The following is a 25,326-nucleotide window of genomic DNA, read 5'->3' on the forward strand; positions in this document are numbered from 1 at the left end:
GCTGCCCCGGGAATCCCCGGGGCAGCACTGCCTACTTCCAGGAGCACCCTTGTGAGCCTCGCCTCGCCCGGCGCCCACACTGTGAGCATTCAGGGTGTCCTGCAGCGTTACCACGTCGCGGGCTCAGGCCCGCTCTGCCTCGTCCACCCGGGCGGCCCCGGGCTGGGCTGGGAGTACCTGCGTATGCCGGACCTGGAGCAGCATCTGACACTGGTCTACCTGGAGCCGATCGGCACCGGCGGATTCGTCACCCAGCGCTACGCGCTGAACCACCCCACCGCCCTGGCAGGCCTGATCTTGTACGACACCTCGCCGCTCACGGGAGAGGAGTTCTGGAACCAGGCACTCGGCAACCTCGACCGCCTCCCGGAGCGTCACCCCGACCAGCCCGAGGCCGCCAGCATCCCGCAGGCCTTCCGGCAGATTTTGGCCGCCACCGACAACGAATCCTGCACCCGGGGTCTGCGTGCCGTACTGCCTGCTTACTTCGCCGACTACTGGGCCCGCGAGGCCGGCCTGGCCTCCCTGCGGGCTGCCATGCGTGCGTGGGTCGACCCGATGCGGGCGGGAGAGGCACCTTTCGACCACCGCGACCGGCTCCGCGACATCACCGCACCCACCCTGGTCATCAGCGGAGAGCACGACTTCATCTGCGGGCCCGCGTGGGGGCGGATGCTGCACCAGGGAATCACCCACTCCCGGTTCGTCGCCCTGGAAGGCAGCGGCCATCTGGGGCATCTCGAAGAACCCGAGGCTTTCACCTCCGCGATCGTCACCTTCACCCTCGATGCCGGCCAAGCGGCAGACTCCCGCACGTCGACCCCACCTCCGGCGGAGCCGACGTGATCAGGCACGCGCCGCGCGGCTGAGCCCAGGGCCTGGGCGGTCTCGGTGAGGGCGTGGCCGTGTCGGCGCCGTCTCCGGCGATCGCGACCTTGCCGCTGACGGCTCCGCCGGTTTCTTCACCGAGCTGTTCGGGCGCAACGTCCGTTACACCGGCCTGTCCATCGCCTACCAGGGGTCGGCCGTGGTGGGCGGGCTCACGCCGCTCATCGCCGCCTTCCACCTGTCGTCAGCCGGGGCTGAGAGAGCCGCGCCGTCGAAGCCCCGGAGATCACTTGCTCCTGAGCGATCGCTTGTTATCGTTCTGTGTCGAAACGGTCCGAACGGCGAGCTACCCGGAAGAGGTTGCATGAGCGAGTCTCCGACCCTGCCGTTGCACATGAGGCGAGCGGGGTTCGATCCCGATCCGGAGCTGGCGGTGCTGCGCGACGAGGAGGGGGTCAGGCGCGTCAGCACGCCGTTCGGCGTCGACGCCTGGCTGGTCACCCGCTTCGCGGACGTGCGCGCGGTGCTGAGTGACGCGGAACGGTTCAGCAACGCCCGGCAGGGCGCCTTCCGCCTGCCGGGCGCGCCGGAGATGAGCGAGGAGGAGATCGCCGTGATGCGCGCGGGCAACCTGCTCGCGTTCGACCCTCCCGAGCACACCCGGCTGCGCCGGCTGCTGACGCCGGAGTTCACCATCCGCCGGATGCGACGGCTGGAACCGCGGATCAGGCACATCGTCGAGGAGCATCTGGACGCCATGGAGGACGCGGGCTCACCGGCCGACCTGGTGTCGTCGTTCGCGCTGCCGGTCCCGTCGCTGGTGATCTGCGAGCTGCTGGGCGTGCCGTACGCCGACAGGGAGGACTTCCAGCGCAGGACCAGCCGGCTGCTCGACGTGTCGGCGCCCATCGAGGATCGCCTGGCCGTGCAGAAGGAGTCGCGCGCGTACATGCGCGAGCTGGTCTCCCGCATCCAGGCCGACCCGGGCGAGGAACTGCTCGGGATGCTGGTGCGCGAACACGGCGACGACCTGACGACGGACGAGCTCACCGGCATCGGCAGCCTGCTCCTGCTGGCCGGGCACGAGACCACCTCCAACATGCTCGGGCTGGGCACACTGGCCCTGCTGCGCAACCCCGACCAGCTGGAGCTGCTCAGGAAGGAGCCCGAGCGCATCGACGCCGCGGTGGAGGAGCTGCTGCGCTGGCTCAGCATCGTCCACTCCGGCACGGCCAAGCTGACCACCACGGAGGTCGAGCTGGCAGGCCATACCATCGGGCCCGGAGAGCTGGTGATGTGCGCGCTGCCCACCGCCAACCGCGACCCCGCGCTCATGCCCGACCCGGACGCGTTCGACATCACGCGGGGCGCCCCCGGTCACGTGGCCTTCGGCCACGGCGTGCACCACTGCCTGGGCGCGCCGCTGGCGCGCATGGAGATGCGGATCGCCTTCCCCGCCCTGCTCCAGCGTTTCCCCGAGCTGCGCGCGGTCTCCCCCGAGGCGCACTTCCGCTCCTTCCACGTCGTGTACGGCCTGACGACCCTGGAGGTGGCGTGGTAGCCGGGGGCGGCCGTCCCACGGAGTGACCGCGTGGACGCCGCAGACATTCGGCACGCGCGGAAGCGGGCGGCTCCGTCATCACCGAAGTGAGTTCCCGGGGAGGACACCGAGAGCATCGCGGTGCCCACGCCCCACTGGTCCATCAGCTCCAGGTGGGTGGCGGCGTCCCAGCTCGGCCAGCCGCTCATCCCGTCCGGCAGCAGGTGACCGGCGGCCTTCGCCGCGGTGAGGTAGAAGTCGGTCACGAAGTGCGCGTGGACGTCCACCAGGGGTGCCAGTTCGCCGATCATGGAATTCCTTCCCTCGTGCCGCGGCTTGGCGGAGGACAGGCGGGGCCGGCCGGGGTCGCGGACGAGTTGAGGCTACGGGTCGGCCTGCCGGACACGAGGCCGCCGCGATGTCGCGGGCGCGCGCACCAGGCCGAAGGCGTACGGCGACCGCCACAGGCACCGGGGAAGCAGAACGGAAGGGATCGCGTGGGCGGTGACGACCGCCCATCTCGGAACGGGACGTTCGACCCACCCTCGCAACTTCGATGAAAAAATAGTAGATCACAGCTTGATTGCCATGGAACCCAGGCATTGAAGCCTGAATATGCGAAGGTATGGTGAATGTTCGTGACGACGTTTCGGATCAGCGAGGCCGCCGCGCTGCTCGGGGTCAGCCCCGACACCGTCCGCCGATGGGTCGACGTCGGCCGACTTCCGGCTCGCCGGGATGAACACGGCCACCGGATGGTGGCCGGTGCGGATCTGGCCGCGTTCGCGCGCTCCCAGATCGAGGCCGAGAACGGCTCGGGGCATTCTTCGGCGCGTAACCGCTTCCGCGGGATCGTGACCGAAGTGATCAAGGATGCGGTGATGGCCCAGGTGGAGATCGCCGCAGGGCCGTACCGGGTGGTGTCGCTGATGAGCCGTCAGGCAGCCGATGAGCTGGGCCTGGAGGTGGGGGTGGTGGCGGTCGCCGTGATCAAGTCCACCAACGTCGTCGTGGAGATCCCCGACCACGCTCGCACGGTGAGTCAGTAAGGAGCCCTTGTTGTTCAGGCGTCTTTCCCGGTGGGCCGTCACGGTCCCGCTCGCCCTCACGCTGGCCGTCGGCCTGTCCGGTTGCGGATCCGGCGACTCGGCCGCCCCCGCGGCCGCCGCTTCTCCGGGCGGTGGGGACACGACGTTGACGGTGTTCGCCGCCGCGTCGTTGACCGGCACGTTCACCGAGCTCGGCAAGGCCTTCGAGGCAACCCACCCGGGCACATCGGTGAAGTTCAACTTCGGTTCCAGTGCCACGCTGGCCCAGCAGATCGTCCAGGGCGCCCCGGCGGACGTGTTCGCCGCCGCCAGCCCCGCCACCATGAAGACCGTCGCCGACGCCTCGCTGGCCTCCGGCCCGGTCACGTTCGTCCGTAACAAGCTGCAGATCGCCGTCCCGGCCGACAACCCGGCGAAGGTGGACGGGCTGAGGGATCTGGCCGATCCGAAGGTCAAGGTCGCCCTGTGCGCCGAGCAGGTGCCGTGCGGAGCTGCGGCGGTCAAGGCACTGGACGCGGCCGGGCTGAAGGTCACCCCGGTCACCTTGGAGCAGGATGTCAAGGCCACGCTGACCAAGGTCGAGCTCGGTGAGGTCGACGCGGCCCTGGTCTACAAGACCGACGTGCTGGCCGCCGCGGGCAAGGTGAAGGGGATCGACTTCCCCGAGGCCGACAAGGCGATCAACGACTATCCGATCGCGGCCCTGTCCGGAGCGCCCGCGCCGGAGCCGGCCAAGCAGTTCGTCGACCTGGTCCTCTCCCCTCAGGGCAGGGACGTGCTGACCAAGGCCGGCTTCGAGGCTCCCTGATCGCATGACACCGTCTTCGGCATCGACCGGCCGGGGCCGCGCCCAGCGCGGCCCCGGCTCGGCGGGCAGGGTCGCGGGCCGCATCCCCTGGGTCCTGGTCCTGCCCGCCCTGCTCGGCATGGCCTTCCTGGTGCTGCCACTGGCCGGGCTGCTGATCCGCGCCCCGTGGCCCACCTTGCTCGAAAGGCTGAGCGAGCCGCAGGTGCTGGAAGCGCTACGGCTGTCGCTGGTGACCGCGACCCTGGCCACGCTGGTCTGCCTGCTCCTCGGCGTGCCGCTGGCCTGGCTGCTGGCCCGCGCCGCCTTCCCCGGCCGGCGCCTGGTGCGCGCCCTGATCACCGTCCCTCTGGTACTGCCTCCGGTGGTGGGCGGCGTCGCGCTCCTGCTCGTGCTGGGACGGCGTGGCCTGATCGGTCAGTGGCTGGATGCCACCTTCGGCGTCACGTTGCCGTTCACCACCGCCGGGGTCGTGATCGCCGAGGCCTTCGTCGCCATGCCGTTCCTGGTCATCAGCGTGGAGGGCGCGCTGCGCGCGGCCGACCTGCGCTTCGAGGAGGCCGCCGCCACTCTGGGGGCCTCCCGCTGGATCATCTTCCGCCGCGTCACCCTGCCCCTGGTCGCCCCGGGCATCATGGCCGGAGCCGTGCTGTGCTGGGCCCGCGCACTGGGCGAGTTCGGCGCCACCATCACCTTCGCCGGCAATTTCCCCGGCCAGACCCAGACCATGCCGCTGGCGGTCTACCTCGCGCTGGAGACCGAACCCGAGGCGGCCATCGTGCTCAGCCTCGTGTTGCTGGCCGTCTCCGTCATCATCCTGGCCAGCCTGCGCGACAGATGGACGAAGAGCCCATGACCCTGCACGCCCACCTCGTCGTCACCCGGCCCGGTTTCCGCCTGGACGTCGACCTCGAAGTCCCCGCGGGACAGGTCGTCGCGCTGCTCGGCCCCAACGGCGCGGGCAAGACCACCGCGCTGCGCGCCCTGGCCGGCCTCACCGCCCTGTCGGGCGGCCACATCACCCTGGACGGCGACCCGCTGCACGCACTCGCCACCGAGCGCCGCCCGATCGGCATGGTCTTCCAGGAATACCTGCTGTTTCCGCATCTGTCGGCCATGGAGAACGTCGCCTTCGGACCCCGCTGCCACGGTGCGTCCAGGCCCGACGCGCGCCGTACGGCCACCGCGTGGCTGCAACGCGTCGGCCTGGCCGACCACATGGCCTCCAGGCCCCGGCAGCTGTCGGGTGGCCAGGCCCAGCGTGTCGCCCTGGCCCGGGCGCTGGCCGTGGAGCCACGGCTGCTGCTGCTGGACGAGCCCCTGGCCGCCCTGGACGCCCATACCCGCTTGGAGATCCGTTCCCAGCTCCGCCGCCACCTCGCCGACTTCGACGGCGCCACCGTCCTGGTCACCCACGACCCGCTGGACGCCATGGTGCTCGCCGACCGGCTGGTGGTCATCGAGGACGGCGCCGTCGTCCAGCAGGGCACCCCGGCCGAAGTGGCCCGCCGCCCGCGTACCGACTACGTCGCCCGCCTGGTCGGCCTCAACCTCTACCGCGGCATCGCCACCGGCCGGCGGGTGGCCGTCGGCGACGTGGTCTTCAGCGTCGCCGACCATCTCGACGGCCCCGCGTTCGTCGCCTTCTCACCCGCCGCGGTCGCCCTGTATCGCACCCGCCCGGACGGCACCCCGCGCAACCTGTGGCGGGCCAGGATCGAGGGCATCGAACGGCATGGCGACAACGTCCGCATCCATCTGAACGGGCCGATCACCGCCTCGGCCGATGTCACCCCCGCGGCCGTGGCCGACCTCGACCTGACCTCCGGCCAGCAGGTCTGGGCGGCGGTCAAGGCCACCGAGACCCACGCCTACCCCGCGTGAGCGGCCACCCGCCCCGCAACGCCATCTGCCTTGGCGGCCCCTGCCACGGCATGCTCACCCACATCGACCAGGACATCGGCACCCTCACCGTGCCGGTCCCCCGCCGCTCACCCGGAGAGCCCGAGGTCGGCGCCCGCTACCGCGTCACCCGCGAACGCGTGCACCATCCCTGCCACGCCGAGCCGTTCATCGCTCTGCACTGGGCTGACTCGCCCGGCCCGGCCTGCCTCTGTGGCTGCGGGCCCTACGAGGGTGTGTTTCCAGAGGCCTGAGATGGACTCGCCGGGGGGACTCGTGGACCGCAGCGCCGGCGCCCCCGCAGCTTGGGGATCGCGAGCTCCGCGGTGCCGTCGTGGGTGTCCCAGTCGCGGATGCGGTAGCCGTTGCGCCGGTTGGTGCGTTCCTCGGTCCGTGTCCCGTAGTCGGCGCCGCACAGGCCGTCGGCCTCGGCCGACATCAATGTCTCGGCCATGGTCTTCACCATGGATCGCAACAGATCCGGGTCCCCGTGCTGAATCTGCTCCGCCAGCCAGCTTGCGGGGTCCACACTGTTGGTCACGGCCATCGCTTTCTTCTCCTTCGATCTTGGTTTCGCAACCTGAAGGATCACGCGATGGCCGTCCTCATTTCACGACGCCACGCCTACTACCAGCGGAAACTCATACACACCACGTCCGTGGACGCAACCCCTGTGAGCCGAGCGCGCACATGGGAAGTCCTCGCGACCTGCACACGGCAAGGTCTGGCGGCAGTCGAGAATCCGAAAAGGAGCAACACCCATGTTCATCAACCGACCAGCCACCCGCAGGCTCGCACTGACCGTCACGACGGGAGCCGGCGCGCTCGCGTTGCTCACCGCCTGCGGAAACACCAACGACATGGCGACCGGTCTCATCAACGGGACCAGTGCTCCAGCGGCTTCCCCGAGCCAGCGGTCGAGCGCGCCCTTCAACAACACGGATGTCATGTTCGCGCAGATGATGATCGAGCATCACAAGCAGGCAGTGGACATGGCCAATCTGGCCGAGACCCGTGCCAAGAACCCGGAGGTCAAGGATCTGGCGGCCAGGATAAAGGCCGCTCAGGAGCCGGAGATCGCCACCATGACAGGCTGGTTGTCGGAGTGGGGCAAGCCTGCGGCCCCCTCTGGAGGAGAGGAGCACAGCATGCCCGGGATGATGACCGGTGAGGACATGAAGAAACTCCAGGCAGCCGAGGGCACGGAGTTCGACCGCATGTTCCTGGAGATGATGACCGCCCACCACAGAGGCGCGATCAAGATGGCGAAGATGGAACAGGCGCGGGGGGTCAACCCTCAGACCAAGGAACTCGTCAAGACCATCGAGACCACTCAGCAGACGGAGATCGAGGAAATGCAGAAGCTGCTCGACCAACTATGATCCAGGGTTTCATGGACCGTCAGACGGGCCCACCCCGCCGCCGGACCCATCGGGGAAGATCCGTATACGGCGCCATCGTCCCTCTCAAGCCCTCCACGCTGGCGGCATGAGGCCGGCCAAATGCTGGTCCATTGAGGAGCAGGTCAGCCTGTCTTGCTGCTGTGAGGAATGAGCGACCGCTGCTTCCCCGTCCATCTCATCGATCGACTCACTGCGCGTTCACCGGTAGTCGAGTCTCATGGCCTCCCAGGCTTTGGGCACTCACTGCACGATGGCTGCTCCCAGGAGACGTACACGCCGCTGTCCCCCTCCATGGCTCGGAGGTCGGCGCAACGCGCACAATCTGTGTCGTGCCAGGTCGCGGACGCGCATGGACGACTCGGGTGCCCATCAGGACCTTTCTCCGAACCGCCGGATGGCTGAAACGGTGCCGCGCGCACCCGCTCTGATCACCTGTGCCGAATCGCCTGAGCCCTACTCGTCTGTGAAATCAAGGCCCGCTTCGGGAAATTTAACCCCCAGGGGGTATGTTAAAGTCACAGACCGAGATACCCCACCGGGGTACATGCGATAGGAGAACCTCATGTGCACGGCATGTGCGTGCGGCACCGCGGACACCACCTCCGCGCAGGTTGAGACCAGCGGCGGGACCGCATACCAGGTCAGCGGGATGACCTGCGGCCACTGCGTCTCCTCGGTCTCCACCGAGGTCGGCAAGGTCAGCGGCGTCACCGGCGTCCAGGTCGACCTGGCCAGTGGCGCGGTCACCGTCAGCGGAGCCGGCTTCTCCGACGAGGAGATCCGTGCGGCGGTGGAGCAGGCAGGCTACACACTGGTCGACGCCTCGTCGGTCAGCGTCTCCTAGACAGACGTCGCCCGAGAAAACAGACGGTGGGCGTGCATTGGCGTGCACGCCCACCTGCGGGGCCGGTCCGACTCGAATCACACCCAACCCCACAACGCATCCTGCCATCCCGGCGAGGATGCGAGGAATCAGGAGCGCGGCATGAACGCCGTCAATCCACGCAGGTGGCAGGCACTCATCGTGCTCGCCGCCGCACAGTTCATGGTCATCATGGACACCTCCATCATCGGCGTCGCCCTGCCGGACATGCAGCGCGACCTCGGCTTCTCCCAAGGCGACCTGCAGTGGGTCTTCAACGCCTACGTCATCGCCTTCGGCGGCCTGCTGCTGCTCGGCGGCCGGCTGTCGGACCTGTTCGGCGCCCGCAAGGTCTTCGTCACCGGCTGGATCATCCTGATCGCCGGTTCCGTCGTCGCCGCCGCGGCGGGCAACGCCTGGGTCGAGATCCTCGGCCGCGGCGTCCAGGGCGTCGGCGGCGCGCTCATCGCTCCCGCCTCGATGACCCTGCTCATGATGCTCTTCAGCCACAACCCGCGCGAACTGGGCAAGGCCATGGCCCTGTACGGCGCCGCCGCACCCGCCGGCGGCACCGCCGGAGTGTTCCTCGGCGGTGTCATCACGCAGTACCTGAGCTGGCCGTGGGTCTTCATCGTCTACATCCCGATCGGCCTGGCCACCCTGGCCGCGGTCCCGGCTCTCCTGCCCGCCGTTCAGGGCAGGCGCGGCTCGGTCGACGTACTCGGCGCGGTCTCGGTCACCGCCGGCATCGCCCTGGCGGTCTATGCCATCGTCCAGGCCCCCGAGCAGGGCTGGGGTTCGGCCACGACGCTGCTGGAGTTGGCCGGAGCGGTTGCGTTGCTGGCGCTATTCCTGGTGATCCAGCGCACCGTCCGCGAACCCCTCATGCCGCTGGGTATCTGGCACACTCCCGGCCTGGCCACTGCCAACCTGGCGATGGCGCTGCTGGGGGCGGCCTGGATCCCGATGTGGTACTTCCTCAACCTCTATCTGCAGCAGGTCCTGGGCTACGGCGCCTTCCCCAGCGGGGCGGCGCTGCTGCCGATGACCATCGCCATCATGATCTTCATGATCGGCGTCACCGCCCGGCTGCTCGGCCGTTTCGGCGCCAAGCCGCTCATCGTCATCGGCCTGGTGGTCCTGGCGGCCGGGGTGGCGGGGCTGTCCTTGGTCCGGCCGGACGGGGCATTCGCCACCGACGTGCTGCCCGCGTCACTGATCGCGGCGGTCGGCATGTCGCTGGCCTACATCCCGGCGATGATGACGGCCATGTCCGGAGTGCGGCCCGAGGAGAGCGGTCTGGCCTCGGGCATCGTCAACACCACCTACCAGGTCGGCTCGGCCCTCGGCCTGGCCGTGATGACCGCGATCGCCACCTCCCAGGGTGCCGCCGAGCTGGGCAACCTGCCCCGCCTCACCGACGGCTTCCAGGGAGCCTTCATCGGCGCCGGTGCGGTGGCGGCCCTGGGCGCCGTGCTCACTTTGCTGCTGATGCGCGGGCCGAAAAAGGTGGTCACCGACACCGGCACGCCGCAGGAAGCGGCGCGCGCGTAACTCGGTTTGGTTCGGGGGCGTGCCCCAGCACGCCCCCTCCGCTCTCCTTGCCGGCACGTCCGATTCCCCAAATCATTGCGAATACCATAGGGGGGTACGGTGTCAGAATAGATGTGAAGCTGATCATCGGGGGAGAAATGGCCGGATATACCGAAACCAAGCAGGACCACCTCCGGCGGCTACGCCGGATCGAGGGTCAGGCGCGCGGGCTGCAGCGCATGGTCGAAGAGGACAAGTACTGCATCGACATCCTCACCCAGGTCTCGGCGGCCAACCGGGCTCTGCAGTCCTTCGCCCTCACCCTCCTGGAAGAGCACCTGGCGCACTGTGTCGCCGACGCCACCGCCAAAGGCGGCCCCGAGGCCGAGGCCAAGGTCAAGGAAGCCTCCGACGCCATCGCCCGCCTCGTCCGTTCCTGACCAGCCCGTAGATCCACACACATAACCAGATCCACACACATAAGGAGTGACCGTCATGGCCACCAGCACATACACCGTCAAGGGCATGACCTGTGGCCACTGCGTCAGCTCGGTCACCGAAGAGGTCAGCGAGGTTTCCGGCGTCACCGGCGTCGAGGCGGACCTGGCCACCGGACTGGTCACCGTTGACAGCGACGGCCCCGTCGACGCCGCCGCGATCGCAGCCGCGGTCGTAGAAGCCGGCTACGAAGTGGTGGCCCAGTCATGAACACCCCCGCCAAGCTCGGGGCCTACGCCCTCGGACTCGCTGTGATCTTCGGCGGAGCTCTCGGCGCCGGCAACGCGGTCGGCTTCACCGGTACCCCGGCCGCCACGGACGGCCACCTGCTCCACGCGACCGCGTCCCCCGGCCAAGCGGCCGACAGTCACGGAGCCCACGCACAGCCGGCTCCCAGCCGGGCAGCGGCTGGGGCATCCATCCCCGGAGGGCTTCAAGTGTCCCAGGACGGCTACACCCTGACCCCCGAGACCACGACGATCACACCGGGCGAGGCGACCGACTTCCGCTTCACCGTCACCGGCCCCGACGGCCGGCCCGTCACCGGCTACCAGGTGCAACACGACAAGAAACTGCACTTCATCGTGGTCTCCCGCGATCTGGGCAGCTTCCAGCACCTGCACCCGGAAGAGGCCGGGGACGGCGTCTGGTCGGTGAAGCTGACACTGCCAGAAGCAGGCGCCTACCGGGCGTTCGCCGACTTCACCCCCGAGGGCGGCACCGGGCTGACCCTCGGCACCGACCTGCACGCCTCCGGCGACTACGAGCCCAAGGCGCTGCCGACGGCCGGCCGTACCGCGAACGTGGACGGATACACCGTAGAGCTGGACGGGACCTTGGTCCCCGGTGCCTCCAGCAAGCTCACTCTCAAGGTGAGCAAGGACGGCAGGCCGGTCACCGACCTGCAGCCTTACCTGGGCGCTTACGGCCACCTGGTCGCGCTGCGCGCCGGAGATCTGGCCTACCTGCACGTGCACCCCGACGGAGAGCCGGGCGACGGCAGGACCCCGTCCGGCCCGGAGATCACCTTCTACGCTGAGGTGCCCAGCCGGGGCGACTACCGCCTCTTCCTGGACTTCCAGCACAACGGAACCGTGCGCACCGCGGACTTCACCGCCCCCGCGGGCCCGGCCACGACCTCGGGTCCGACGCCGGCGGCCACGCCATCCATCTCCGCCTCGCACGGCGACCACAACCACTGACACCTGGCATGACAAGCGAAAGGAGCAGGTGATGTCCTCCCTCACCGACGACAGACCCCAAGGCGCTGTCGAACTCTCGATCGGCGGCATGACCTGCGCGTCCTGCGCCAACCGGATCGAACGCAAACTCAACAAGCTCGACGGTGTCACCGCGACCGTGAACTACGCCACCGAGAAGGCCAAGGTCACCTTCGCCGAGGGCATCGACCCGCACGACCTCATCGCCGAGGTGGAGAAGACCGGCTACACCGCCGCGCTCCCCCCGGAGCCGAAGAGCAGCACGACACAGGACGATTCCCCGGGCGAACCGGCCGACGAACTGGCTCCGCTGCGCAACCGGTTGATCACCGCCGTGGTGCTCGCCGTACCGGTGATCGCGATGGCGATGATCCCGCCCCTGCAGTTCACCTACTGGCAGTGGCTGTCGCTCACCCTCGCCGCCCCCGTCGTGATCTACGCGGGCTGGCCGTTCCACAGGGCGACCTGGACCAACCTGCGCCACGGCGCCGCCACCATGGACACCCTGATCTCGCTCGGCACGATCGCCGCGCTGGGCTGGTCGCTGTGGGCGCTGTTCCTCGGCAGCGCGGGCACTCCCGGCATGACCCACCCGTTCACGTTCACCATCGAGCGCACCGACGGCTCGGGCAACATCTACCTGGAGGCCGCCGCCGGGGTCACGGCGTTCATCCTGGCAGGACGCTACTTCGAGGCCCGCTCCAAGCGCCGCGCCGGCGCCGCACTGCGCGCCCTGCTGGAACTCGGCGCCAAAGACGTCGCCGTACTGCGCGGCGGCAAGGAGATCCGCATCCCCAGTGATCGACTCGCGGCCGGGGACCGGTTCGTGGTCCGGCCGGGCGAGAAGATCGCCACCGACGGCGTGATCGAGGAAGGGACCTCCGCGGTCGACGCCTCCATGCTCACCGGCGAGTCCGTCCCGGTCGAGGTGCGACCCGGCGACGCGGTGACCGGCGCGACCGTGAACGCCGGAGGCCGCCTGGTCGTCCGCGCCACCCGCGTCGGCGCCGACACCCAGCTCGCCCAGATGGCCAGGCTGGTCGAAGACGCCCAGACCGGCAAGGCGCAGGTGCAGCGCCTCGCCGACCGCATCTCCGGGATCTTCGTCCCCATCGTCATCGCGCTGGCCGTCGGCACGCTCGGCTTCTGGCTCGGCACCGGCGGCGGCGCCGGCGCGGCCTTCACCGCGGCGGTGGCCGTGCTGATCATCGCCTGCCCCTGCGCCCTGGGCCTGGCCACACCGACCGCGCTGCTGGTGGGCACCGGCCGAGGCGCCCAGCTCGGCATCCTGATCAAGGGCCCCGAGGTGCTGGAGTCCACCCGCAGGATCGACACCGTGGTGCTCGACAAGACCGGCACCGTCACCGAGGGCAAGATGACGCTGGTCGAGACGCACGTGGCCGACGGCGAGGACACCGACGAGGTTCTCCGCCTGGCCGGTGCGCTGGAACACGCCTCCGAGCACCCCATCGCCCAGGCGATCGCCCGGGGCGCGGCCGAGCGGGTCGGCGAACCGCCCACGCCGGAGGACTTCGCCAACGTCGAAGGACTCGGCGTCCAGGGCGTCGTCGACGGGCACGCCGTGCTGGTGGGCCGCCCCCGGCTGCTGGCCGACTGGTCGCAGCACCTGCCCGCCGATCTCGAGCGGGCGCTCACCGAGGCTCAGGCGGCCGGCCGTACGGCTGTCGCGGTCGGCTGGGACGGCAAAGCGCGCGCGGTCCTGGTCGTGGCGGATGTGGTCAAGCCCACCTCCGCCGAGGCCATCGCTCAGCTACGTGCGCTGGGCTTGACCCCGGTGCTGCTCACCGGCGACAACGAGGCCGTCGCCCGGTCGGTCGCCGCCGAGCTGGGGATCGACGAGGTCATCGCCGAGGTACTGCCCGCGGACAAGGTCGACGTCGTCAAGCGCCTGCAGGCCGAGGGCAGGTCGGTGGCCATGGTCGGCGACGGCGTCAACGACGCCGCCGCGCTCGCCCAGGCCGATCTGGGCCTGGCCATGGGCACCGGCACCGACGCGGCCATCGAGGCCTCCGACCTCACCCTGGTCCGCGGCGACCTGCGGGTGGCCGCCGACGCCATCCGCCTGTCCCGCCGCACCCTGGCCACCATCAAGGGCAACCTGTTCTGGGCCTTCGCCTACAACGTGGCCGCTCTGCCACTGGCCGCGCTCGGCCTGCTCAACCCGATGATCGCCGGAGCCGCCATGGCGTTCTCCTCGGTCTTCGTGGTCACCAACAGCCTGCGCCTGCGCGGCTTCAAGTAACGTCGATCAACGACAAGCACCGGCGTGGCCGGAGGCGGCACATCGCCTCCGGCCACGCCGGTGCTTCGTCACACCCGGACACCCGCAGGTGAGTCGAATCCGATCCGCTCAGCCGCCATGGTCTGGAAATGGGGGCAACCGGTGAAGTCCTCGTGGTCGCAGTCCAGGGCGCATTCGATCAGTTCGAGGGAGGCCTGCGCCTCGGCGATACGCCGTGTCAACTCCGCGTGCCGGCGCAGCAGGATGTCGTGCCGTGCGGCCGGGTCCTCGGTGGCGATCATCTCCCGGATGTCGTCGAGGGCGAACCCGGCCTCCTTTGCACGCAGGATCACCGCGATACGATAAAGATCATCGTGACCGTAACGGCGGCGGTCGCCCTCCACCCTGGCCGGTGTCAGCAGTCCCATGGACTCCCAGTGCCGCAGCACATGCGTCGCCAGGCCGAAGCGTTCCGCGATCTCACCGATGGTCATCAACGTAGGGTTCCCGTTTGACTTCATGTCGACATTAAGTCGCATCCTCGACCGCACGTCGAACAACACCGTCACAGACCACACCGCAGACCAGACAGACGTCACCGGCGAAGTGCGCACCGGCGTGTTCACCGACGCGCTGATGCCGCCCGCCAGCCGTCCGGCCAAGAGGCACGGTTGTCATCGCCCTACACAGCACCACGAGTCGGGCGAGGATCGCGCGAAGCACCTCACTTCCCGAAGTCAAGCTCGATCAGATCGGCAGCGGTCTTCAGCAGGGCTTCCCAAAGGTCGGTCTGAGGTGCCGAGATCATTCCGGACAGCTTCTTTGCGGCCAATTCATGCTGCGAGCTGTCGATCCAGATACTCTTGATCACCTCATCCTTGAACTCAGGTGAAAACTTTCTGCGATTCTGCAGCACGTACCTTCCCTTTCCCGATGGCCCAATTTTAGTGGGGCCAATGTCCGGAAGGTTCGGGGCACCTCACCGGCGTCTCGATGACGCCGGGGACACCATCACGGTCGCCGCGGTCGTCCGCGCCTCCGGCGCCTCACGCGCCTTCCTCTACCGGGTTCCCGAACTGATCGAGGAGATCCAGCGGCTACGAAACCTACAACAGCGCTCCGGCCAGCGGCATCCCGCCCGCCAGCGCATGACGGATCCCTCCAAGGAAGCCCGCATTCGCCAGCTCACCGTCACCAACGGCGAGCTCAGGGCCGAACTCCAACGTCTTCGGGCGCAAAATGCGCTACTTCTGGGCCGACTTCGAGAACACGCGGCCACCCGGCGCGTCGACCACGATCACCCGCCGGAGCAGGTGAGCTGACATGCCCAACCTCCCCCCGCTCAGAGGGTGGCTTCGGATCCCCTCCAACAATTTCGGGCATACGATCTTAGCGCGAGATCCGCGTTTACTGCCGGCGCATCAGCAGGCGGCCCTGGCGGAACCGCTCCCCCGCGTGAGGCTCGCGCAGCACCCGGCCCACTTCGACGAAGTCAGCGGCGCGTGCCAGCGCGGCCAGTTCGTCGATCGGCCACCGATACGCCAGCGTCACCTTGTGGTCGAAGGGTGTCACCGGCTCTCCTTCGGACTCGAAGAAGCCGAGCAGGAGATGACCGCCCGGGGCCAGAACGCGGCGGAACTCCCTGAAGTACGTCGGCAGATCCTGCGGGGGCGTATGGATGACGGAGTACCAGGACACGATCCCCCGCAGCCCTCCATCGGCCAGGTCCAGGGCGTCCATCGAACCGACCTCGAAGCGCAGGTCCGGATACGCCTCACGGGCAAGATCGATCATCACCGGCGACAGGTCAAGGCCGAAAATGTCCAGTCCCAGCTTCCGCAGGTACGCCGTCACATATCCAGGGCCGCATCCGAGCTCGGCGACCGGCCCGCCACCGGCAGTCCGTACGACCTCGGCGAACACGTCCAGCGCCGCGCGATCCAGCGGCTGGTCATTGAGCGCGCCTTGGAAGAGGTCAGCGTAAAGAGCGGCGACGGCGTCGTAGGCATTCGCTGTGGCAGTGAGATAGGAGGGGTGTTCGGTCATGACGGGCCACCCTACCCGATTCGCCCCAAGATCCATGAAGGGTTCGAAGAGACCCTCTCACTCTCGCCGACGAGATCAACATCCAGCTCCGAGACATGTCTCTACCGCAACCCTGCTGGTCAAGACGTATAGCACGCATCAAGGTGCAGGGAACGTCGGACCAGTAAAGGCCGGCGCCGTTGGGGTCCGGGGGCGGAGATTCGGTCGATGCAGATCAGTGTGCCGTCCAGGTTGAGATGCGTCAGCCCGGCCTTGGCGGCGCTCTCCGGCGCGGTCTTCGGGTCCGGGCCAGGAGCCGAGAGCGCTCAGGGGCTACGCAGTGTGATCGGCGATCACCGAGAAATACATACTATCCAAGGCAGTAAAGTCCGCTCGATGATCCACAAGTCTTTCGGCGTTGATCAGTCAGGGCTGGTCGGCTCTTATGCGCTTTGCCGCCATGCGCGCGTGCGCCCCAATCTACTATTGCTAGTCGTAGACTAGACCGATTGGAGCGGTCAGGGCTCAGGCAGGCAAGGGGGAAGATGGGCAGCTCGACTCACCAGTCTGTCTTGCGGGTGCCTCGCTGGCTTCTGTCCGTCGCACTGATCCTGGGCGTTGCCGGGATGCATACGCTGGGGCATCTAGGCCATGAGCGGAGACACGGCTCCGTACCTTACGTCTCCGGGCACGTCTTTGCCGCTGATCGTGGAGGGCCGGAAGCGCGGCCCATGTCCCATCCCGCCCTCATCTCCCACGTCGAGCAGTGGGTTTCGGGGCCTGACGACACGTTCCCCAGCCCTGATCCGGCCTCGGTCTGCCTGGCTGTGCTCACTTCGTTTTTCCTTCTCCTCATGGGTGCGGCGTCGCGGCGGGCGCGGCGGATCCCGGAAGCCCGGGCCGCCGGCGCCTCGCCCACACTGCTCGTCGCCCGACCGCCCCAACAGAGCACGGCTCTACGCCTGGCGCGTCTCTCGGTCCTGCGCATATAGGCCACTCGCCTTGGCGGGCGGCATTGGAGACCTGCCCGCAGACGATCGGCACGTGGGTACAACGAAACCGGAAAGAGACCAGGCAACCATGTCCACCAACCGATCCGCTATCCACAGGCTCGCTCTGATCACCACGGCAGGAGCCGGAGCCCTCGCGCTGCTTACCGCCTGCGGAGGCGGCAACGACTCGATGGCCGGGCACACCGGCATGACCAGCGGCGCTCCCTCCGCCACCGCGAGTCAGCAGCCGGCAGCTTCTTTCAACGACGTCGACGTCACCTTCGCACAGACGATGATCCCGCACCACGAACAGGCCGTGGAGATGGCCAAGCTCGCCAAGACGCATGCCGGCGATACCGAGGTCAAGGAGCTCGCAGCTAAGATCAAGTCCGCTCAGGAGCCGGAGATCACCACTCTGACCGGCTGGTTGTCGGCCTGGAAGGCCTCACCTCCAGAAGGAGGTCATGGCGGCCATGTCATGCCGGGGATGATGACCGAGACGGACATGGTCAAGCTCCAGGCGGCGAAGGGAACGAAGTTCGACCGGATGTTCTCCGAATTCATGATCGGACATCACGAGGGGGCGATCATGATGGCCAAGACCGAGCAGGAGCAGGGGGCCAACCCCGAAGCCAAGAAGCTCGCCAAGACCATCGAGACCGCGCAGCAGGCCGAGATCGCACAGATGCAGAAACTCCTCGACCGGCTCTAAGTCACATAACGGCCGGTGGCGCTCAGGCGTAACTCGCGCCTGGGCGCCATCGGCTTCAGTACTTGTGTCGCATGTCCACACTTGTGAGAAGCGACGCCTTGGAGGGCTCCGCTGTTCAATCGGCCCCGTGACAGGCGCGGCCAGGCTGAAGCCGGCCCAGCCGGCCTCTCTGGAGCTTCGAACTCATCGGCGGGCCGCGCCGAGAACGCAGAAGGACATCGGCGTGCGGACGTGAGGAAGCATGAATCGCTCCAGCCGCTCAAGTGTGAATCCGGCCCGCTCGATCGCCGCTACGCTGTCGCGGCCGGTGTGACAGCCGCCGAACAGGCGGGGCCACACCGTGGCGTCCAGCAAACGCTGAACGAGGGCCAGACCGGGCGAATCGGCGCGGACGTGTTCGAGGAAACGCAGTTGTCCGCCGGGCTTGAGCACCCGGTACATCTCTCGCAACGCCGATGCCTGGTCAGGTAGTGAGCACAGCACCAATGAGACAACGGCGGCGTCGAAGCTCGCGTCCCCCGCCGGCAGCCGGTCGGCGAGGCCGTCGACGACTTCGATGAAGACAGAAGCCTTATCGGCGTTTGCCTGTGCGAGCCGACGCAGACGTGGCTCCGGTTCGACCGCGAGCACCCTGGTGACGGCTGGTGGGTAATGAGCGAAGGTCAGCCCGTTACCGGCACCCACCTCGATCACCTCTCCGGAGAGTCCCGCCAGTAGCGCCTCGCGACGCTCTGCCAGACCTCTACGTTCTATCGCCTGGCTGATGCAGGCGTAGAACCGCGCGAAGATCGGATGGCTCACTCCTGTCTTCGTCATCGTCTTCTCCACATTCATCATCGGTTACCCGGTCAGAGGCGCAACGGCGAAGACGCAGACCAGCGAGACGGTCACCGAGTGCGACGTCCTGATCCACAGGTAACCCTGATCAACTGGGAGCGTCGATCGCGGGGTAGTAGGGCGCCTGCCAGGTTGATCGAAGGCCTCCGACGCTACGACCACTCCTAGCCGGGCAACGCGGTTAGGAAGACATCAGGAGGCATCGGACAAAATAAATCTTTTATCCTTTATATGAATTTTTATTCAGTTTCTCAAGGCCTAACTACTAGATTCCATCGTACTAGTCGGCGCCCCGCCTTCACCCCGAGGACGGCCAGCCTGCCGCCGAATCCCACCCGCGACGGAGACGACTTCGTCGCGGGAACCGGGGACCCAACTATGCGAGACCGAAGCTCGCCCTGGTCTCGCCTGGGGTGAATCCGCCGCACACGCGGCGGTAGGGCGGCTCTCCGAAAACACGACGCCTGGAGCGACGAGCCCAAGCCCGTCGGCATCGTGGAAAAGGTCGAAGGCGGAAGGGGCGTATCGGGCCGGTGTCCGGATGCGCCCTGCGGCCGCCTCGATCGGCCCAAGCGGCGCGATAGCGCAGAATCGTTCGCGGCCACCGCCGTTTGTTACCCAAGGAGCTACAGATCGTGACTCATCCGTCCGCTGACCTCATCGCCGTGCTTGGGACCCTTGCGGCTACGGCGAGCGCTATCGACTGGAGGTCGGCCTGGATCCGGAGGACTGGATCACCGCAGACAGATTGCTGGACCCTACTTCAACGGAGCTGACCCAGGTTCTCGAAGCCGAGCGCGTGGGCAGTGGGCAGGTTTCCGCGCACGCGGTGGCTCTGACGGTCATGGCGGTCTACGCCGGCACAGTGACTGCTCCTGCGCTGTTGGCCTGGGCGTTGTACGGCGTGGTGCTGGACGTCCGGCCGGAGAATGTGGCGCTCCGGCTCGGTGATCACGGATTCAAAGCCGTCGCGCTGCGCAGGCCGCAGTTGGTCGACGTCTCGGGCATGACTGAGAGCGAGCGGCTGGGGCTGCTGGTGAACCAGGTGCTCGACGATCACTTGTTTCCGCTCGCCGACGCGATGCGCGTGCGTAGCCGGGCGAGCAAGCGCCAGCTCAACGGCGGAATCGCCCAGGGATGTGCCGCGGCGTTCGGGGCCGCGAGCCGACTGCCGGGCGCCGATGTCGATGTGCTGCAGCGTGCCCATGATGAGTTCCTTGCGGCCTGTCCGCAGGAGTTGGGCAGGCTCGGCGAGATGGTCCGGCTCGCCGAGGGCGATCGGGAGGGGTTGTTCTATCTGCGCCGGACGTGCTGCCTTTTCTACACCGCGGACCACGGTGAGAAGTGTGCCAGCTGCTGTCTCGACAGCGTGGAGGACCGCGTGGCCAACTACCGCCGGATCCTCGCAGGCGGCGCTATCCCCCACTGATTCCCTCACGGGCTTCCAAGGTCCTACTGGCAGGTCGGCTGCCCGCGTCCAGAGACTCGATCTGAGCTTTCAGGATGACGGGCCGTGCCATTGTCTCGATCGTTCCACGATCCACCGCCGGTTAACGACGGTGAAAGCAACGGCCTGGCCGGGCAGGCGGCCCGACGCCTGCCAGGTCTTGCCGCTGTCTTCACTGGCCTGCACCTGGCCGTCGGCGCCGACTCCAACCAACTCGTCCTTGCTGAGGGAGTCCACGTGGGAGAGGAACGGGGCACCGGTGAGCGCGGTGAAGTTCATACCGCCGTCATGGCTGACCTGGAGCCCGTCCGGTGTGGTCGCGTACACGCGGTTCGGCTTCTCTCCGTGACCGGCGAGGTCGATCACCTGTGCCTTCGCTCCCGACACCCAGGTCTGGCCCTCATTGCCGTTGCGCCTTACCCTCCCCGTCTGGCTGTCGTAGGCGTAGAGGGACGTCCCCGCCGGCTGGATCGAGTGGAAGTCGGCGCTGCCCGCCTCCGACACCGGGGTCCAGGTGGCGCCGGCGTCCATCGTGCGGATCAGGCCCAGGTGAGGTGATCCGCCAGACGCGACGTCGGATGCCCCGGGGTGTCCGCTTGCGAGGAACGTCTTCGGACCGATCACGGTGAGGCCCATGTGGTCCTGGATGCGGTCGGCGACGCGCCGGGCGGTGTCGGTAGACCGGACCTGGAACAGTCCGTAGTGCCCCGCGATGTAGACCGTGCCGTCGGCAGGATCGACGCCAAGGCCGTGGACGTGACCGATCCCAGGATCAGTGGTCTCCTGGGACGACTCTCCGGCGCACGCCGTACCCAGAAGGGCCAGGAGTGTCAGGACGGCGCCTGCGCGCAGGCGGAGACGCTGATCGATGGAGACCATGCCATGAGCTTAGCCCGTTCTACTATTGACTTTAGTAGATCTTTCGGCGGCTAGAAGATCGAGATGTTGTGGCAGTGGTGAGCCAGGAACGAGTTCAAGCCGGGAATAGCTGCCACGGCCGCAGGACCGGCGAGGAGAAGGACGACGGCGGAGAGCCCCGCGACGCGTTCCCGGCAGCCGAGGGGAGCGGCCGGGTTGAGCATGCGCTTGACGCGGGTGAGGGCGGTCTCGCCGCCCGCGCCCAGAGTGAAGGCCGGTGCTCGACCGGTGGCGAGCCGGACCAGCGCGGCGGCGATGTGGATGCGGGAGTGGCGGCGGGCCGCGACGTCGTCGGCGAGGAGCTCGACCAGCCGCGCGATCTCGCGTCTTGCCCGAGTGAACAGCGGCAGGTGGGGGAAGGCCCGGGGGAACGCTTCGGCGGCGGCCAGCACCAGGTGGTGCCGCCCTCGCAGGTGGGCCTGCTCGTGAGCGAGGACCGCGGCCACCTGTTCGGGAGCGAGGGATTGGAGGGCCGCGGTTGTGATGACCGCCCTGCCCTTCCGGCCGGGCAGGCAGTAGGCGGCGGCCTCGTCGTGATCCAGCACGACCGCGTCCAGCTCGCCGTCGTGGCGGCCGAGGATGTTCAGCATGCCGGCGTGCTGTCGCCGTTCCCGCCGGGCCCTGACCAGGATGGCCGTTCCGCAGTAGGTGATTCTGGCCGCGATCAGAGCGGCACCGAGCAGGGCGGCCCGGGCGCTCGGGGAGTCGAAGGTGGCACGATCGGAGAGCATGTCCGCGCACGCCTTGAAGAACTCCGCCAGCCCGTGTCCGACCATGTTGGCGGGGATCGCGGCGGCGAGTGCCGAGAAAAGCACGGACGCGACCACGGATATGCACCCGGCCAGCCACACGGCGATCGCCAGGCGTGGCGCGCGCTCCGCCCATTCGCCCCGGGTCAGCAGCCGGGGCAGCGCGACCACCGCGACGACGGCGTACAGCGCCAGGATGGCGGCGGCCATCATGAGCGGCCTCGAGGTGGATACACCTTGAGCGCGGCCTCGAGAGCGGCCGACTCCTCCGGAGTCAGCCGTTCCAGGAAGTGCACCAGGGTGGCCGCCTGATTGCCGCTTGAGGCGAGGGTGTCGCGCATGAGATCGGCGGTGTAGGCCTCCTTGGTGGCCACCGTCTCGTAGACGTACGCCCGGCCGACCGCCTTCCTGCGGAGCAGGCCCTTGGTGTGCAGCTTGTCCATCACCGTCATGACGGTGGTGTAGGCGATCTCCCGCTCGCGGCGGAGATCCTCGAGCACGTCCCTGACCGAGGCGGGCCGGTGGTAGGCCCACAGCCGGTTCATGATTGCGGACTCCAGGTCTCCCAGACCACGCATCGTGTGAGACTCCCGTCTACCTGCGAATCATTTAATGCTACCGGCGGTCGTAGATGCCTGGCCATGTGTCGTTCCCGCCGTCGGCCTGGAAATCACCGAGGCCGCGGTGCCCGGCGTCATTGCGTGACCAGAGAGGCAGTGTGGCTGCACCGGGCCGAGAACGGCCTGTCGCTCCATCGGACGCGGATCTCGCGAAGGCGTGATGCGCTCGCCTTCGCGACGTGGTGACCGCGGAGGCTCATCGGTTCTACTCCGATCGCCCATAGTAGAGTCACGCCTTACCGGAATGCCCTTGGGGTGAAGTAGGTCCGTTCGTGGAGACATGACACCTTTGGGGCTTTTCGGCAAAAAAATCATCGATATATACCCCTAATAGGTATAACGTGGCCGAGGTCAGGGCGGCGTGCGAGTCAGGAGATTGCGATGTCGGAACCGATGCACCACATGGATCACGCCGGACACGTAGGGCACCATGGCCATGATCCACATGCGCAGGCGGGTCACTCTCACGCCGGTCACTCCGGGAAGGTGACGTGGCGGACGGCCGCGTCGGCGACCCTGCACTGCCTCACCGGTTGCGCCATCGGCGAGGTGCTCGGCATGGTGATCGGAACGACCCTGGGCTGGTCGAACGGGCCGACCGTCGTCCTGGCCATCGTCCTGGCCTTCTTCTTCGGTTACGCACTCACCACCGTGGGTCTGCGGAAGGCCGATCTCGGCTGGCGCGAGGTCGTACGGCTGGCGCTCGCCGCCGACACCGTGTCGATCATCGTCATGGAGATCATCGACAACGGCGTGATGCTCGTCATCCCGGGCGCCATGGACGCCGGGCTCGCCTCCGGCCTGTTCTGGGGTGCTCTCGCGTTCGCCCTGCTGGTGGCCTTCCTCATCACTACCCCGATCAACAAGTGGATCATCGGCAAGGGCAAGGGGCACGCGGTGGTTCACGCCTACCACCACTGAGAACCGCCTCACAGGCCAGAGACGAAGGTCTCTCCCGGACCGGCTCGATCGCCGGGTGAGCCGCACCCGGCGGGGCGTGCAGCAGCCTTGGTGGACTTGATCCTGGAGGACGGCCACGACGCGGTCACGGTCACCGGCCTGATCCACCGCGCCGACGTCGGCCGCTCGGCCTCCTACTCCCCGTGCCGGTGCCGCCGCCGGGAGCGGCGGCGGCCAGCACGATCCCGTAGGCGAGCGGCCCGTCCAGTCCCAGCCCGTTCACCAGTGCCACCGCGACAGCCGGTACGATCACGATGTCCGCCGCTGCGGCCGCTACCAGCGCCCGCGGACGGCGCCGCAGGACGGTGAACCCCTCCAGGGTGAGCGCGGTACCGATGGTGAGCATGGTCGCCACCAGGAGCAGGACGAGCCCTAATGTGACCGGTGCGGAGCCCATGTCACAGGCCGTAGGCGGACAGGACACCGCCTGCGGCTGAGTTCCGGCCGGCGGGGCGAGCCATACCGCGGGGCGGATGGCGCCGCCGGAATCCAGTTCGGCCCACGGGGCGCCTCCGGCGTTCCGGCATTCGCTTGATTTGACATCTCTCTAATCAGCGAGGCACGCTACCTACTACTTAGATAATCTTCTAAGCAAGAGGTGTGTGATGCGTGCTCTGTTCCGCCGGTTCCGCTCCGCTACGGACGTCACCTTCGATGAGGTCCGCGGCGAGGCCTGTGACACGAGCTGCCGCGTGAGCGCCGCCGTGGACCGCGCCCGCATCGCCACCCTGCTGTTTCGCTAAGCCGCGACGAAATCTCTGGAGAGATAATCATGAGTGACGGATGCTGCGGTCCCACGGGCCCCACGACAGTCGAGATCGAGCAGATCGCCTCGCACCCCGAGGTGAGTGCGTTGCCCGTGGTGGTGATCGGCGCGGGCCCGGCCGGGCTGGCCGCAGCCGCGCACCTGACCGAGCGTGGCCTGGACTTCGTGGTGGTCGAGGCCGGGCACCAGGTCGGCGCGTCGGTGGCGCAGTGGGGCCACGTGCGGGTCTTCAGCCCGTGGCGCTACAACATCGACGGTGCCGCCCGCCGCCTGCTGGAGGCCGACGGCTGGAGCGCCCCCGACGCCGATTGGCTGCCCACCGGCGCCGAACTGATCGGCGACTACCTCGCCCCGCTGGCCAAGCTGTTCGGTGACAAGGTCCGCCTGGGGGCGAAGGTGACGGCGATCAGCCGCCTCGGCCTCGACCGGGTCCGCACCACCGGCCGTGAGGAGGTCCCGTTCCTGCTGCGCCTGTCCGACGGCCAGGAACTCCAGGCGCGGGCGATCATCGATGCCTCCGGTACCTACACCACCCCCAGCGTCCTGGGCGCCGACGGCCTGCCCGCCTACGGCGAAGAGCAGGCAGCCCGGTTCGTCGATCACGCGCTGCCCGACGTCCTGGGGGCCGATCGCGAGGTCTACGCCGGCAAGCACACCCTCGTCATCGGCGCCGGACACTCGGCGGCCACCACCCTGCTTGCCTTGGCCGAGCTGGAGGACACGCAGATCACCTGGGCGGTCCGCGCCACCAATGCCGGCCGCACCTACGGCGGTGGCGGAGCGGACGCCCTCCCGGCTCGCGGTGCGATCGGCACCCGGCTGCGGGCGCACGTCGAGTCCGGTCGCATCACCCTGGTCACCGGTTTCTACACTCACACCGTCACCGAGTCCGGCGGCCGGGTGAGCGTGGTCAGCCGTGACCCGTCCGGCGGCGGGCAGTCGGTGACCGCCGACCGGATCGTGGCCGCGACCGGCTACCGGCCTGATCACTCCATCGCCTCCGAGTTGCGCCTGGACCTGGATCCGATTCTCGGCTCCACCCGCGCCCTGGCACCGCTGATCGACCCCAACCAGCACTCCTGCGGCACCGTACCCGCTCACGGCGTCGACGAGCTCGCGCATCCCGAGAACGGTTACTACGCGGTCGGCGTCAAGAGCTACGGCCGCGCCCCGACGTTCCTGATGGCCACCGGATATGAGCAGGTCCGCTCGGTGGTCGCCGCCCTGGCCGGGGACTGGGAGGCGGCCCGTGACGTCCAGCTCGACCTGCCCGAGACCGGCGTGTGCTCCTCCAACCTGGCCGAAGCTCAGGAACAGCGCCTCGGCCTGGCCACCGGCATCAGCGGCGGCCTGCTGGCCACCCCGCTTCCCCTGGTCACCGTCGCCTCCGACGGTGGCGGCTGCTGCGGCTGAGAAAG

The 25,326-nt window shown here is 68.2% G+C and carries 28 protein-coding genes and 1 pseudogene; 20 read left to right on the forward strand and 9 right to left on the reverse strand.

The features are described from left to right. The first annotated feature begins 51 nt into the window (after positions 1 to 51). From FHR32_RS46820 to FHR32_RS30015, 7 genes are all read left to right on the forward strand, one after another. Positions 52 to 846, forward strand: coding sequence for an alpha/beta fold hydrolase (locus FHR32_RS46820; protein WP_184757932.1), 795 nt, complete (start codon positions 52 to 54; stop codon positions 844 to 846). Positions 847 to 1,192: 346 nt separating this feature from the next. Beyond that, positions 1,193 to 2,389, forward strand: coding sequence for a cytochrome P450 (locus FHR32_RS29990; protein ID WP_184757933.1), 1,197 nt, complete (start codon positions 1,193 to 1,195; stop codon positions 2,387 to 2,389). Positions 2,390 to 3,006: 617 nt separating this feature from the next. Continuing rightward, positions 3,007 to 3,417, forward strand: a complete 411-nt coding sequence (locus FHR32_RS29995) for a TOBE domain-containing protein (protein WP_184757934.1) — start codon at positions 3,007 to 3,009, stop codon at positions 3,415 to 3,417. Between the two features lie 10 nt (positions 3,418 to 3,427). Then, the gene (gene modA / locus FHR32_RS30000) at positions 3,428 to 4,225 is read left to right on the forward strand and encodes a molybdate ABC transporter substrate-binding protein (RefSeq protein WP_184757935.1); all 798 of its coding nucleotides are present in this window, start codon (positions 3,428 to 3,430) and stop codon (positions 4,223 to 4,225) included. Positions 4,226 to 4,229: 4 nt separating this feature from the next. After that, on the forward strand, positions 4,230 to 5,078 hold the full coding sequence (modB, locus tag FHR32_RS30005) for a molybdate ABC transporter permease subunit (protein WP_184757936.1): 849 nt from the start codon (positions 4,230 to 4,232) through the stop codon (positions 5,076 to 5,078). Then, on the forward strand, positions 5,060 to 6,106 hold the full coding sequence (locus FHR32_RS30010; RefSeq protein WP_246467962.1) for an ABC transporter ATP-binding protein: 1,047 nt from the start codon (positions 5,060 to 5,062) through the stop codon (positions 6,104 to 6,106). The genes modB and FHR32_RS30010 overlap by 19 nt, the downstream gene beginning before the upstream one ends. Then, positions 6,103 to 6,378 (forward strand): hypothetical protein, encoded by a 276-nt coding sequence (locus FHR32_RS30015; RefSeq protein ID WP_184757937.1) that lies wholly within the window; start codon positions 6,103 to 6,105, stop codon positions 6,376 to 6,378. The genes FHR32_RS30010 and FHR32_RS30015 overlap by 4 nt, the downstream gene beginning before the upstream one ends. Positions 6,379 to 6,422: 44 nt before the next feature. Here FHR32_RS30015 and FHR32_RS44880 read toward each other — a convergent pair. Continuing rightward, positions 6,423 to 6,671, reverse strand: a pseudogene (locus FHR32_RS44880) (transposase); the annotation flags it as partial. A 214-nt stretch (positions 6,672 to 6,885) separates the two neighbouring features. On the opposite strand from FHR32_RS44880, the gene FHR32_RS30025 reads away from it, so the two are divergent. The 7 genes from FHR32_RS30025 (at position 6,886) to FHR32_RS30055 (ending at position 13,903) form a co-directional block, all read left to right on the forward strand. Continuing rightward, positions 6,886 to 7,506, forward strand: coding sequence for a DUF305 domain-containing protein (locus FHR32_RS30025; RefSeq protein WP_184757938.1), 621 nt, complete (start codon positions 6,886 to 6,888; stop codon positions 7,504 to 7,506). A 583-nt stretch (positions 7,507 to 8,089) separates the two neighbouring features. Next, positions 8,090 to 8,371, forward strand: coding sequence for a heavy-metal-associated domain-containing protein (locus FHR32_RS30030; RefSeq protein ID WP_184757939.1), 282 nt, complete (start codon positions 8,090 to 8,092; stop codon positions 8,369 to 8,371). A 141-nt stretch (positions 8,372 to 8,512) separates the two neighbouring features. Further along, positions 8,513 to 9,943, forward strand: a complete 1,431-nt coding sequence (locus FHR32_RS30035) for an MFS transporter (protein WP_184757940.1) — start codon at positions 8,513 to 8,515, stop codon at positions 9,941 to 9,943. A gap of 137 nt (positions 9,944 to 10,080) precedes the next feature. Further along, positions 10,081 to 10,362 (forward strand): metal-sensitive transcriptional regulator, encoded by a 282-nt coding sequence (locus tag FHR32_RS30040; protein WP_184758607.1) that lies wholly within the window; start codon positions 10,081 to 10,083, stop codon positions 10,360 to 10,362. Positions 10,363 to 10,417: 55 nt separating this feature from the next. Further along, a complete protein-coding gene (locus FHR32_RS30045) occupies positions 10,418 to 10,630 on the forward strand; it encodes a heavy-metal-associated domain-containing protein (RefSeq protein ID WP_184757941.1) in 213 nt (70 codons plus the stop codon). After that, positions 10,627 to 11,622: a DUF8832 domain-containing protein gene (locus FHR32_RS30050; RefSeq protein ID WP_184757942.1), complete on the forward strand. Its 996-nt coding sequence runs from the start codon at positions 10,627 to 10,629 to the stop codon at positions 11,620 to 11,622. The genes FHR32_RS30045 and FHR32_RS30050 overlap by 4 nt, the downstream gene beginning before the upstream one ends. A gap of 31 nt (positions 11,623 to 11,653) precedes the next feature. After that, complete coding sequence (locus FHR32_RS30055; RefSeq protein WP_184757943.1) at positions 11,654 to 13,903, forward strand: heavy metal translocating P-type ATPase; 2,250 nt, start codon at positions 11,654 to 11,656, stop codon at positions 13,901 to 13,903. Between the two features lie 68 nt (positions 13,904 to 13,971). Here FHR32_RS30055 and FHR32_RS30060 read toward each other — a convergent pair whose 3' ends face one another. Further along, complete coding sequence (locus FHR32_RS30060) at positions 13,972 to 14,376, reverse strand: MerR family transcriptional regulator (protein ID WP_221466458.1); 405 nt, start codon at positions 14,374 to 14,376, stop codon at positions 13,972 to 13,974. A 230-nt stretch (positions 14,377 to 14,606) separates the two neighbouring features. Further along, complete coding sequence (locus FHR32_RS30065; RefSeq protein WP_184757944.1) at positions 14,607 to 14,798, reverse strand: hypothetical protein; 192 nt, start codon at positions 14,796 to 14,798, stop codon at positions 14,607 to 14,609. A gap of 40 nt (positions 14,799 to 14,838) precedes the next feature. On the opposite strand from FHR32_RS30065, the gene FHR32_RS30070 reads away from it, so the two are divergent. Further along, positions 14,839 to 15,204 (forward strand): DUF6262 family protein, encoded by a 366-nt coding sequence (locus tag FHR32_RS30070; protein WP_184757945.1) that lies wholly within the window; start codon positions 14,839 to 14,841, stop codon positions 15,202 to 15,204. A gap of 85 nt (positions 15,205 to 15,289) precedes the next feature. Here FHR32_RS30070 and FHR32_RS30075 read toward each other — a convergent pair whose 3' ends face one another. Beyond that, the gene (locus FHR32_RS30075) at positions 15,290 to 15,928 is read right to left on the reverse strand and encodes a class I SAM-dependent DNA methyltransferase (protein WP_184757946.1); all 639 of its coding nucleotides are present in this window, start codon (positions 15,926 to 15,928) and stop codon (positions 15,290 to 15,292) included. 1,059 nt (positions 15,929 to 16,987) lie between these two features. Between FHR32_RS30075 and FHR32_RS30080 the strand changes: the two genes are divergently transcribed. Beyond that, positions 16,988 to 17,611 (forward strand): DUF305 domain-containing protein, encoded by a 624-nt coding sequence (locus FHR32_RS30080; RefSeq protein WP_184757947.1) that lies wholly within the window; start codon positions 16,988 to 16,990, stop codon positions 17,609 to 17,611. 183 nt (positions 17,612 to 17,794) lie between these two features. On the opposite strand, the gene FHR32_RS30085 is transcribed toward FHR32_RS30080, so the two are convergent. Beyond that, positions 17,795 to 18,448: a class I SAM-dependent methyltransferase gene (locus tag FHR32_RS30085; RefSeq protein WP_246467964.1), complete on the reverse strand. Its 654-nt coding sequence runs from the start codon at positions 18,446 to 18,448 to the stop codon at positions 17,795 to 17,797. Positions 18,449 to 19,196: 748 nt separating this feature from the next. On the opposite strand from FHR32_RS30085, the gene FHR32_RS30090 reads away from it, so the two are divergent. After that, positions 19,197 to 19,877: an IucA/IucC family C-terminal-domain containing protein gene (locus FHR32_RS30090; protein ID WP_184757948.1), complete on the forward strand. Its 681-nt coding sequence runs from the start codon at positions 19,197 to 19,199 to the stop codon at positions 19,875 to 19,877. A gap of 69 nt (positions 19,878 to 19,946) precedes the next feature. Here the strand turns inward: FHR32_RS30090 and FHR32_RS30095 are convergent, their stop codons facing one another. From FHR32_RS30095 to FHR32_RS30105, 3 genes are read right to left on the reverse strand one after another with little or no spacing between them, the layout of a single operon-like run. Next, positions 19,947 to 20,774: a F510_1955 family glycosylhydrolase gene (locus FHR32_RS30095; protein WP_184757949.1), complete on the reverse strand. Its 828-nt coding sequence runs from the start codon at positions 20,772 to 20,774 to the stop codon at positions 19,947 to 19,949. A gap of 50 nt (positions 20,775 to 20,824) precedes the next feature. Continuing rightward, positions 20,825 to 21,775 carry a M56 family metallopeptidase gene (locus FHR32_RS30100; RefSeq protein ID WP_184757950.1) on the reverse strand — a complete coding sequence of 317 codons (951 nt, stop codon included), beginning with the start codon at positions 21,773 to 21,775 and terminating at the stop codon, positions 20,825 to 20,827. Further along, entirely contained in the window at positions 21,772 to 22,140 is a 369-nt protein-coding gene (locus tag FHR32_RS30105) for a BlaI/MecI/CopY family transcriptional regulator (protein ID WP_184757951.1), read from the reverse strand. The genes FHR32_RS30100 and FHR32_RS30105 overlap by 4 nt, the downstream gene beginning before the upstream one ends. Before the next feature lie 528 nt (positions 22,141 to 22,668). Here FHR32_RS30105 and FHR32_RS30110 point away from each other — a divergent pair. Next, complete coding sequence (locus FHR32_RS30110) at positions 22,669 to 23,103, forward strand: DUF4396 domain-containing protein (protein WP_312882769.1); 435 nt, start codon at positions 22,669 to 22,671, stop codon at positions 23,101 to 23,103. A 130-nt stretch (positions 23,104 to 23,233) separates the two neighbouring features. On the opposite strand, the gene FHR32_RS30115 is transcribed toward FHR32_RS30110, so the two are convergent. After that, the gene (locus FHR32_RS30115) at positions 23,234 to 23,539 is read right to left on the reverse strand and encodes a hypothetical protein (RefSeq protein WP_184757953.1); all 306 of its coding nucleotides are present in this window, start codon (positions 23,537 to 23,539) and stop codon (positions 23,234 to 23,236) included. Between the two features lie 208 nt (positions 23,540 to 23,747). Here FHR32_RS30115 and FHR32_RS30120 point away from each other — a divergent pair, with 208 nt between their 5' ends. Both FHR32_RS30120 and FHR32_RS30125 read left to right on the forward strand, forming a co-directional pair. Then, positions 23,748 to 23,885, forward strand: a complete 138-nt coding sequence (locus FHR32_RS30120; protein WP_184757954.1) for a hypothetical protein — start codon at positions 23,748 to 23,750, stop codon at positions 23,883 to 23,885. A gap of 29 nt (positions 23,886 to 23,914) precedes the next feature. Continuing rightward, positions 23,915 to 25,321 (forward strand): FAD-dependent oxidoreductase, encoded by a 1,407-nt coding sequence (locus FHR32_RS30125; RefSeq protein ID WP_184757955.1) that lies wholly within the window; start codon positions 23,915 to 23,917, stop codon positions 25,319 to 25,321. The last annotated feature ends 5 nt before the right edge of the window (positions 25,322 to 25,326 follow it).

This window comes from Streptosporangium album (assembly GCF_014203795.1).
GTDB classification, from domain to species: Bacteria; Actinomycetota; Actinomycetes; order Streptosporangiales; family Streptosporangiaceae; genus Streptosporangium; species Streptosporangium album.

Bases quoted from the DNA above. Each gene is read 5' to 3' on its own strand.
- FHR32_RS29990 (WP_184757933.1), top strand. From the start codon at position 1,193: ATGAGCGAGTCTCCGACCCTGCCGTTGCACATGAGGCGAGCGGGGTTC.
- modB (WP_184757936.1), top strand. From the start codon at position 4,230: ATGACACCGTCTTCGGCATCGACCGGCCGGGGCCGCGCCCAGCGCGGC.
- FHR32_RS30010 (WP_246467962.1), top strand. From the start codon at position 5,060: ATGGACGAAGAGCCCATGACCCTGCACGCCCACCTCGTCGTCACCCGG.
- FHR32_RS30025 (WP_184757938.1), top strand. From the start codon at position 6,886: ATGTTCATCAACCGACCAGCCACCCGCAGGCTCGCACTGACCGTCACG.
- FHR32_RS30030 (WP_184757939.1), top strand. From the start codon at position 8,090: ATGTGCACGGCATGTGCGTGCGGCACCGCGGACACCACCTCCGCGCAG.
- FHR32_RS30035 (WP_184757940.1), top strand. From the start codon at position 8,513: ATGAACGCCGTCAATCCACGCAGGTGGCAGGCACTCATCGTGCTCGCC.
- FHR32_RS30040 (WP_184758607.1), top strand. From the start codon at position 10,081: ATGGCCGGATATACCGAAACCAAGCAGGACCACCTCCGGCGGCTACGC.
- FHR32_RS30045 (WP_184757941.1), top strand. From the start codon at position 10,418: ATGGCCACCAGCACATACACCGTCAAGGGCATGACCTGTGGCCACTGC.
- FHR32_RS30050 (WP_184757942.1), top strand. From the start codon at position 10,627: ATGAACACCCCCGCCAAGCTCGGGGCCTACGCCCTCGGACTCGCTGTG.
- FHR32_RS30055 (WP_184757943.1), top strand. From the start codon at position 11,654: ATGTCCTCCCTCACCGACGACAGACCCCAAGGCGCTGTCGAACTCTCG.
- FHR32_RS30060 (WP_221466458.1), bottom strand. From the start codon at position 14,376: ATGACCATCGGTGAGATCGCGGAACGCTTCGGCCTGGCGACGCATGTG.
- FHR32_RS30070 (WP_184757945.1), top strand. From the start codon at position 14,839: ATGTCCGGAAGGTTCGGGGCACCTCACCGGCGTCTCGATGACGCCGGG.
- FHR32_RS30075 (WP_184757946.1), bottom strand. From the start codon at position 15,928: ATGACCGAACACCCCTCCTATCTCACTGCCACAGCGAATGCCTACGAC.
- FHR32_RS30080 (WP_184757947.1), top strand. From the start codon at position 16,988: ATGTCCACCAACCGATCCGCTATCCACAGGCTCGCTCTGATCACCACG.
- FHR32_RS30085 (WP_246467964.1), bottom strand. From the start codon at position 18,448: ATGATGAATGTGGAGAAGACGATGACGAAGACAGGAGTGAGCCATCCG.
- FHR32_RS30095 (WP_184757949.1), bottom strand. From the start codon at position 20,774: ATGGTCTCCATCGATCAGCGTCTCCGCCTGCGCGCAGGCGCCGTCCTG.
- FHR32_RS30100 (WP_184757950.1), bottom strand. From the start codon at position 21,775: ATGATGGCCGCCGCCATCCTGGCGCTGTACGCCGTCGTCGCGGTGGTC.
- FHR32_RS30105 (WP_184757951.1), bottom strand. From the start codon at position 22,140: ATGCGTGGTCTGGGAGACCTGGAGTCCGCAATCATGAACCGGCTGTGG.
- FHR32_RS30115 (WP_184757953.1), bottom strand. From the start codon at position 23,539: ATGGGCTCCGCACCGGTCACATTAGGGCTCGTCCTGCTCCTGGTGGCG.
- FHR32_RS30120 (WP_184757954.1), top strand. From the start codon at position 23,748: ATGCGTGCTCTGTTCCGCCGGTTCCGCTCCGCTACGGACGTCACCTTC.
- FHR32_RS30125 (WP_184757955.1), top strand. From the start codon at position 23,915: ATGAGTGACGGATGCTGCGGTCCCACGGGCCCCACGACAGTCGAGATC.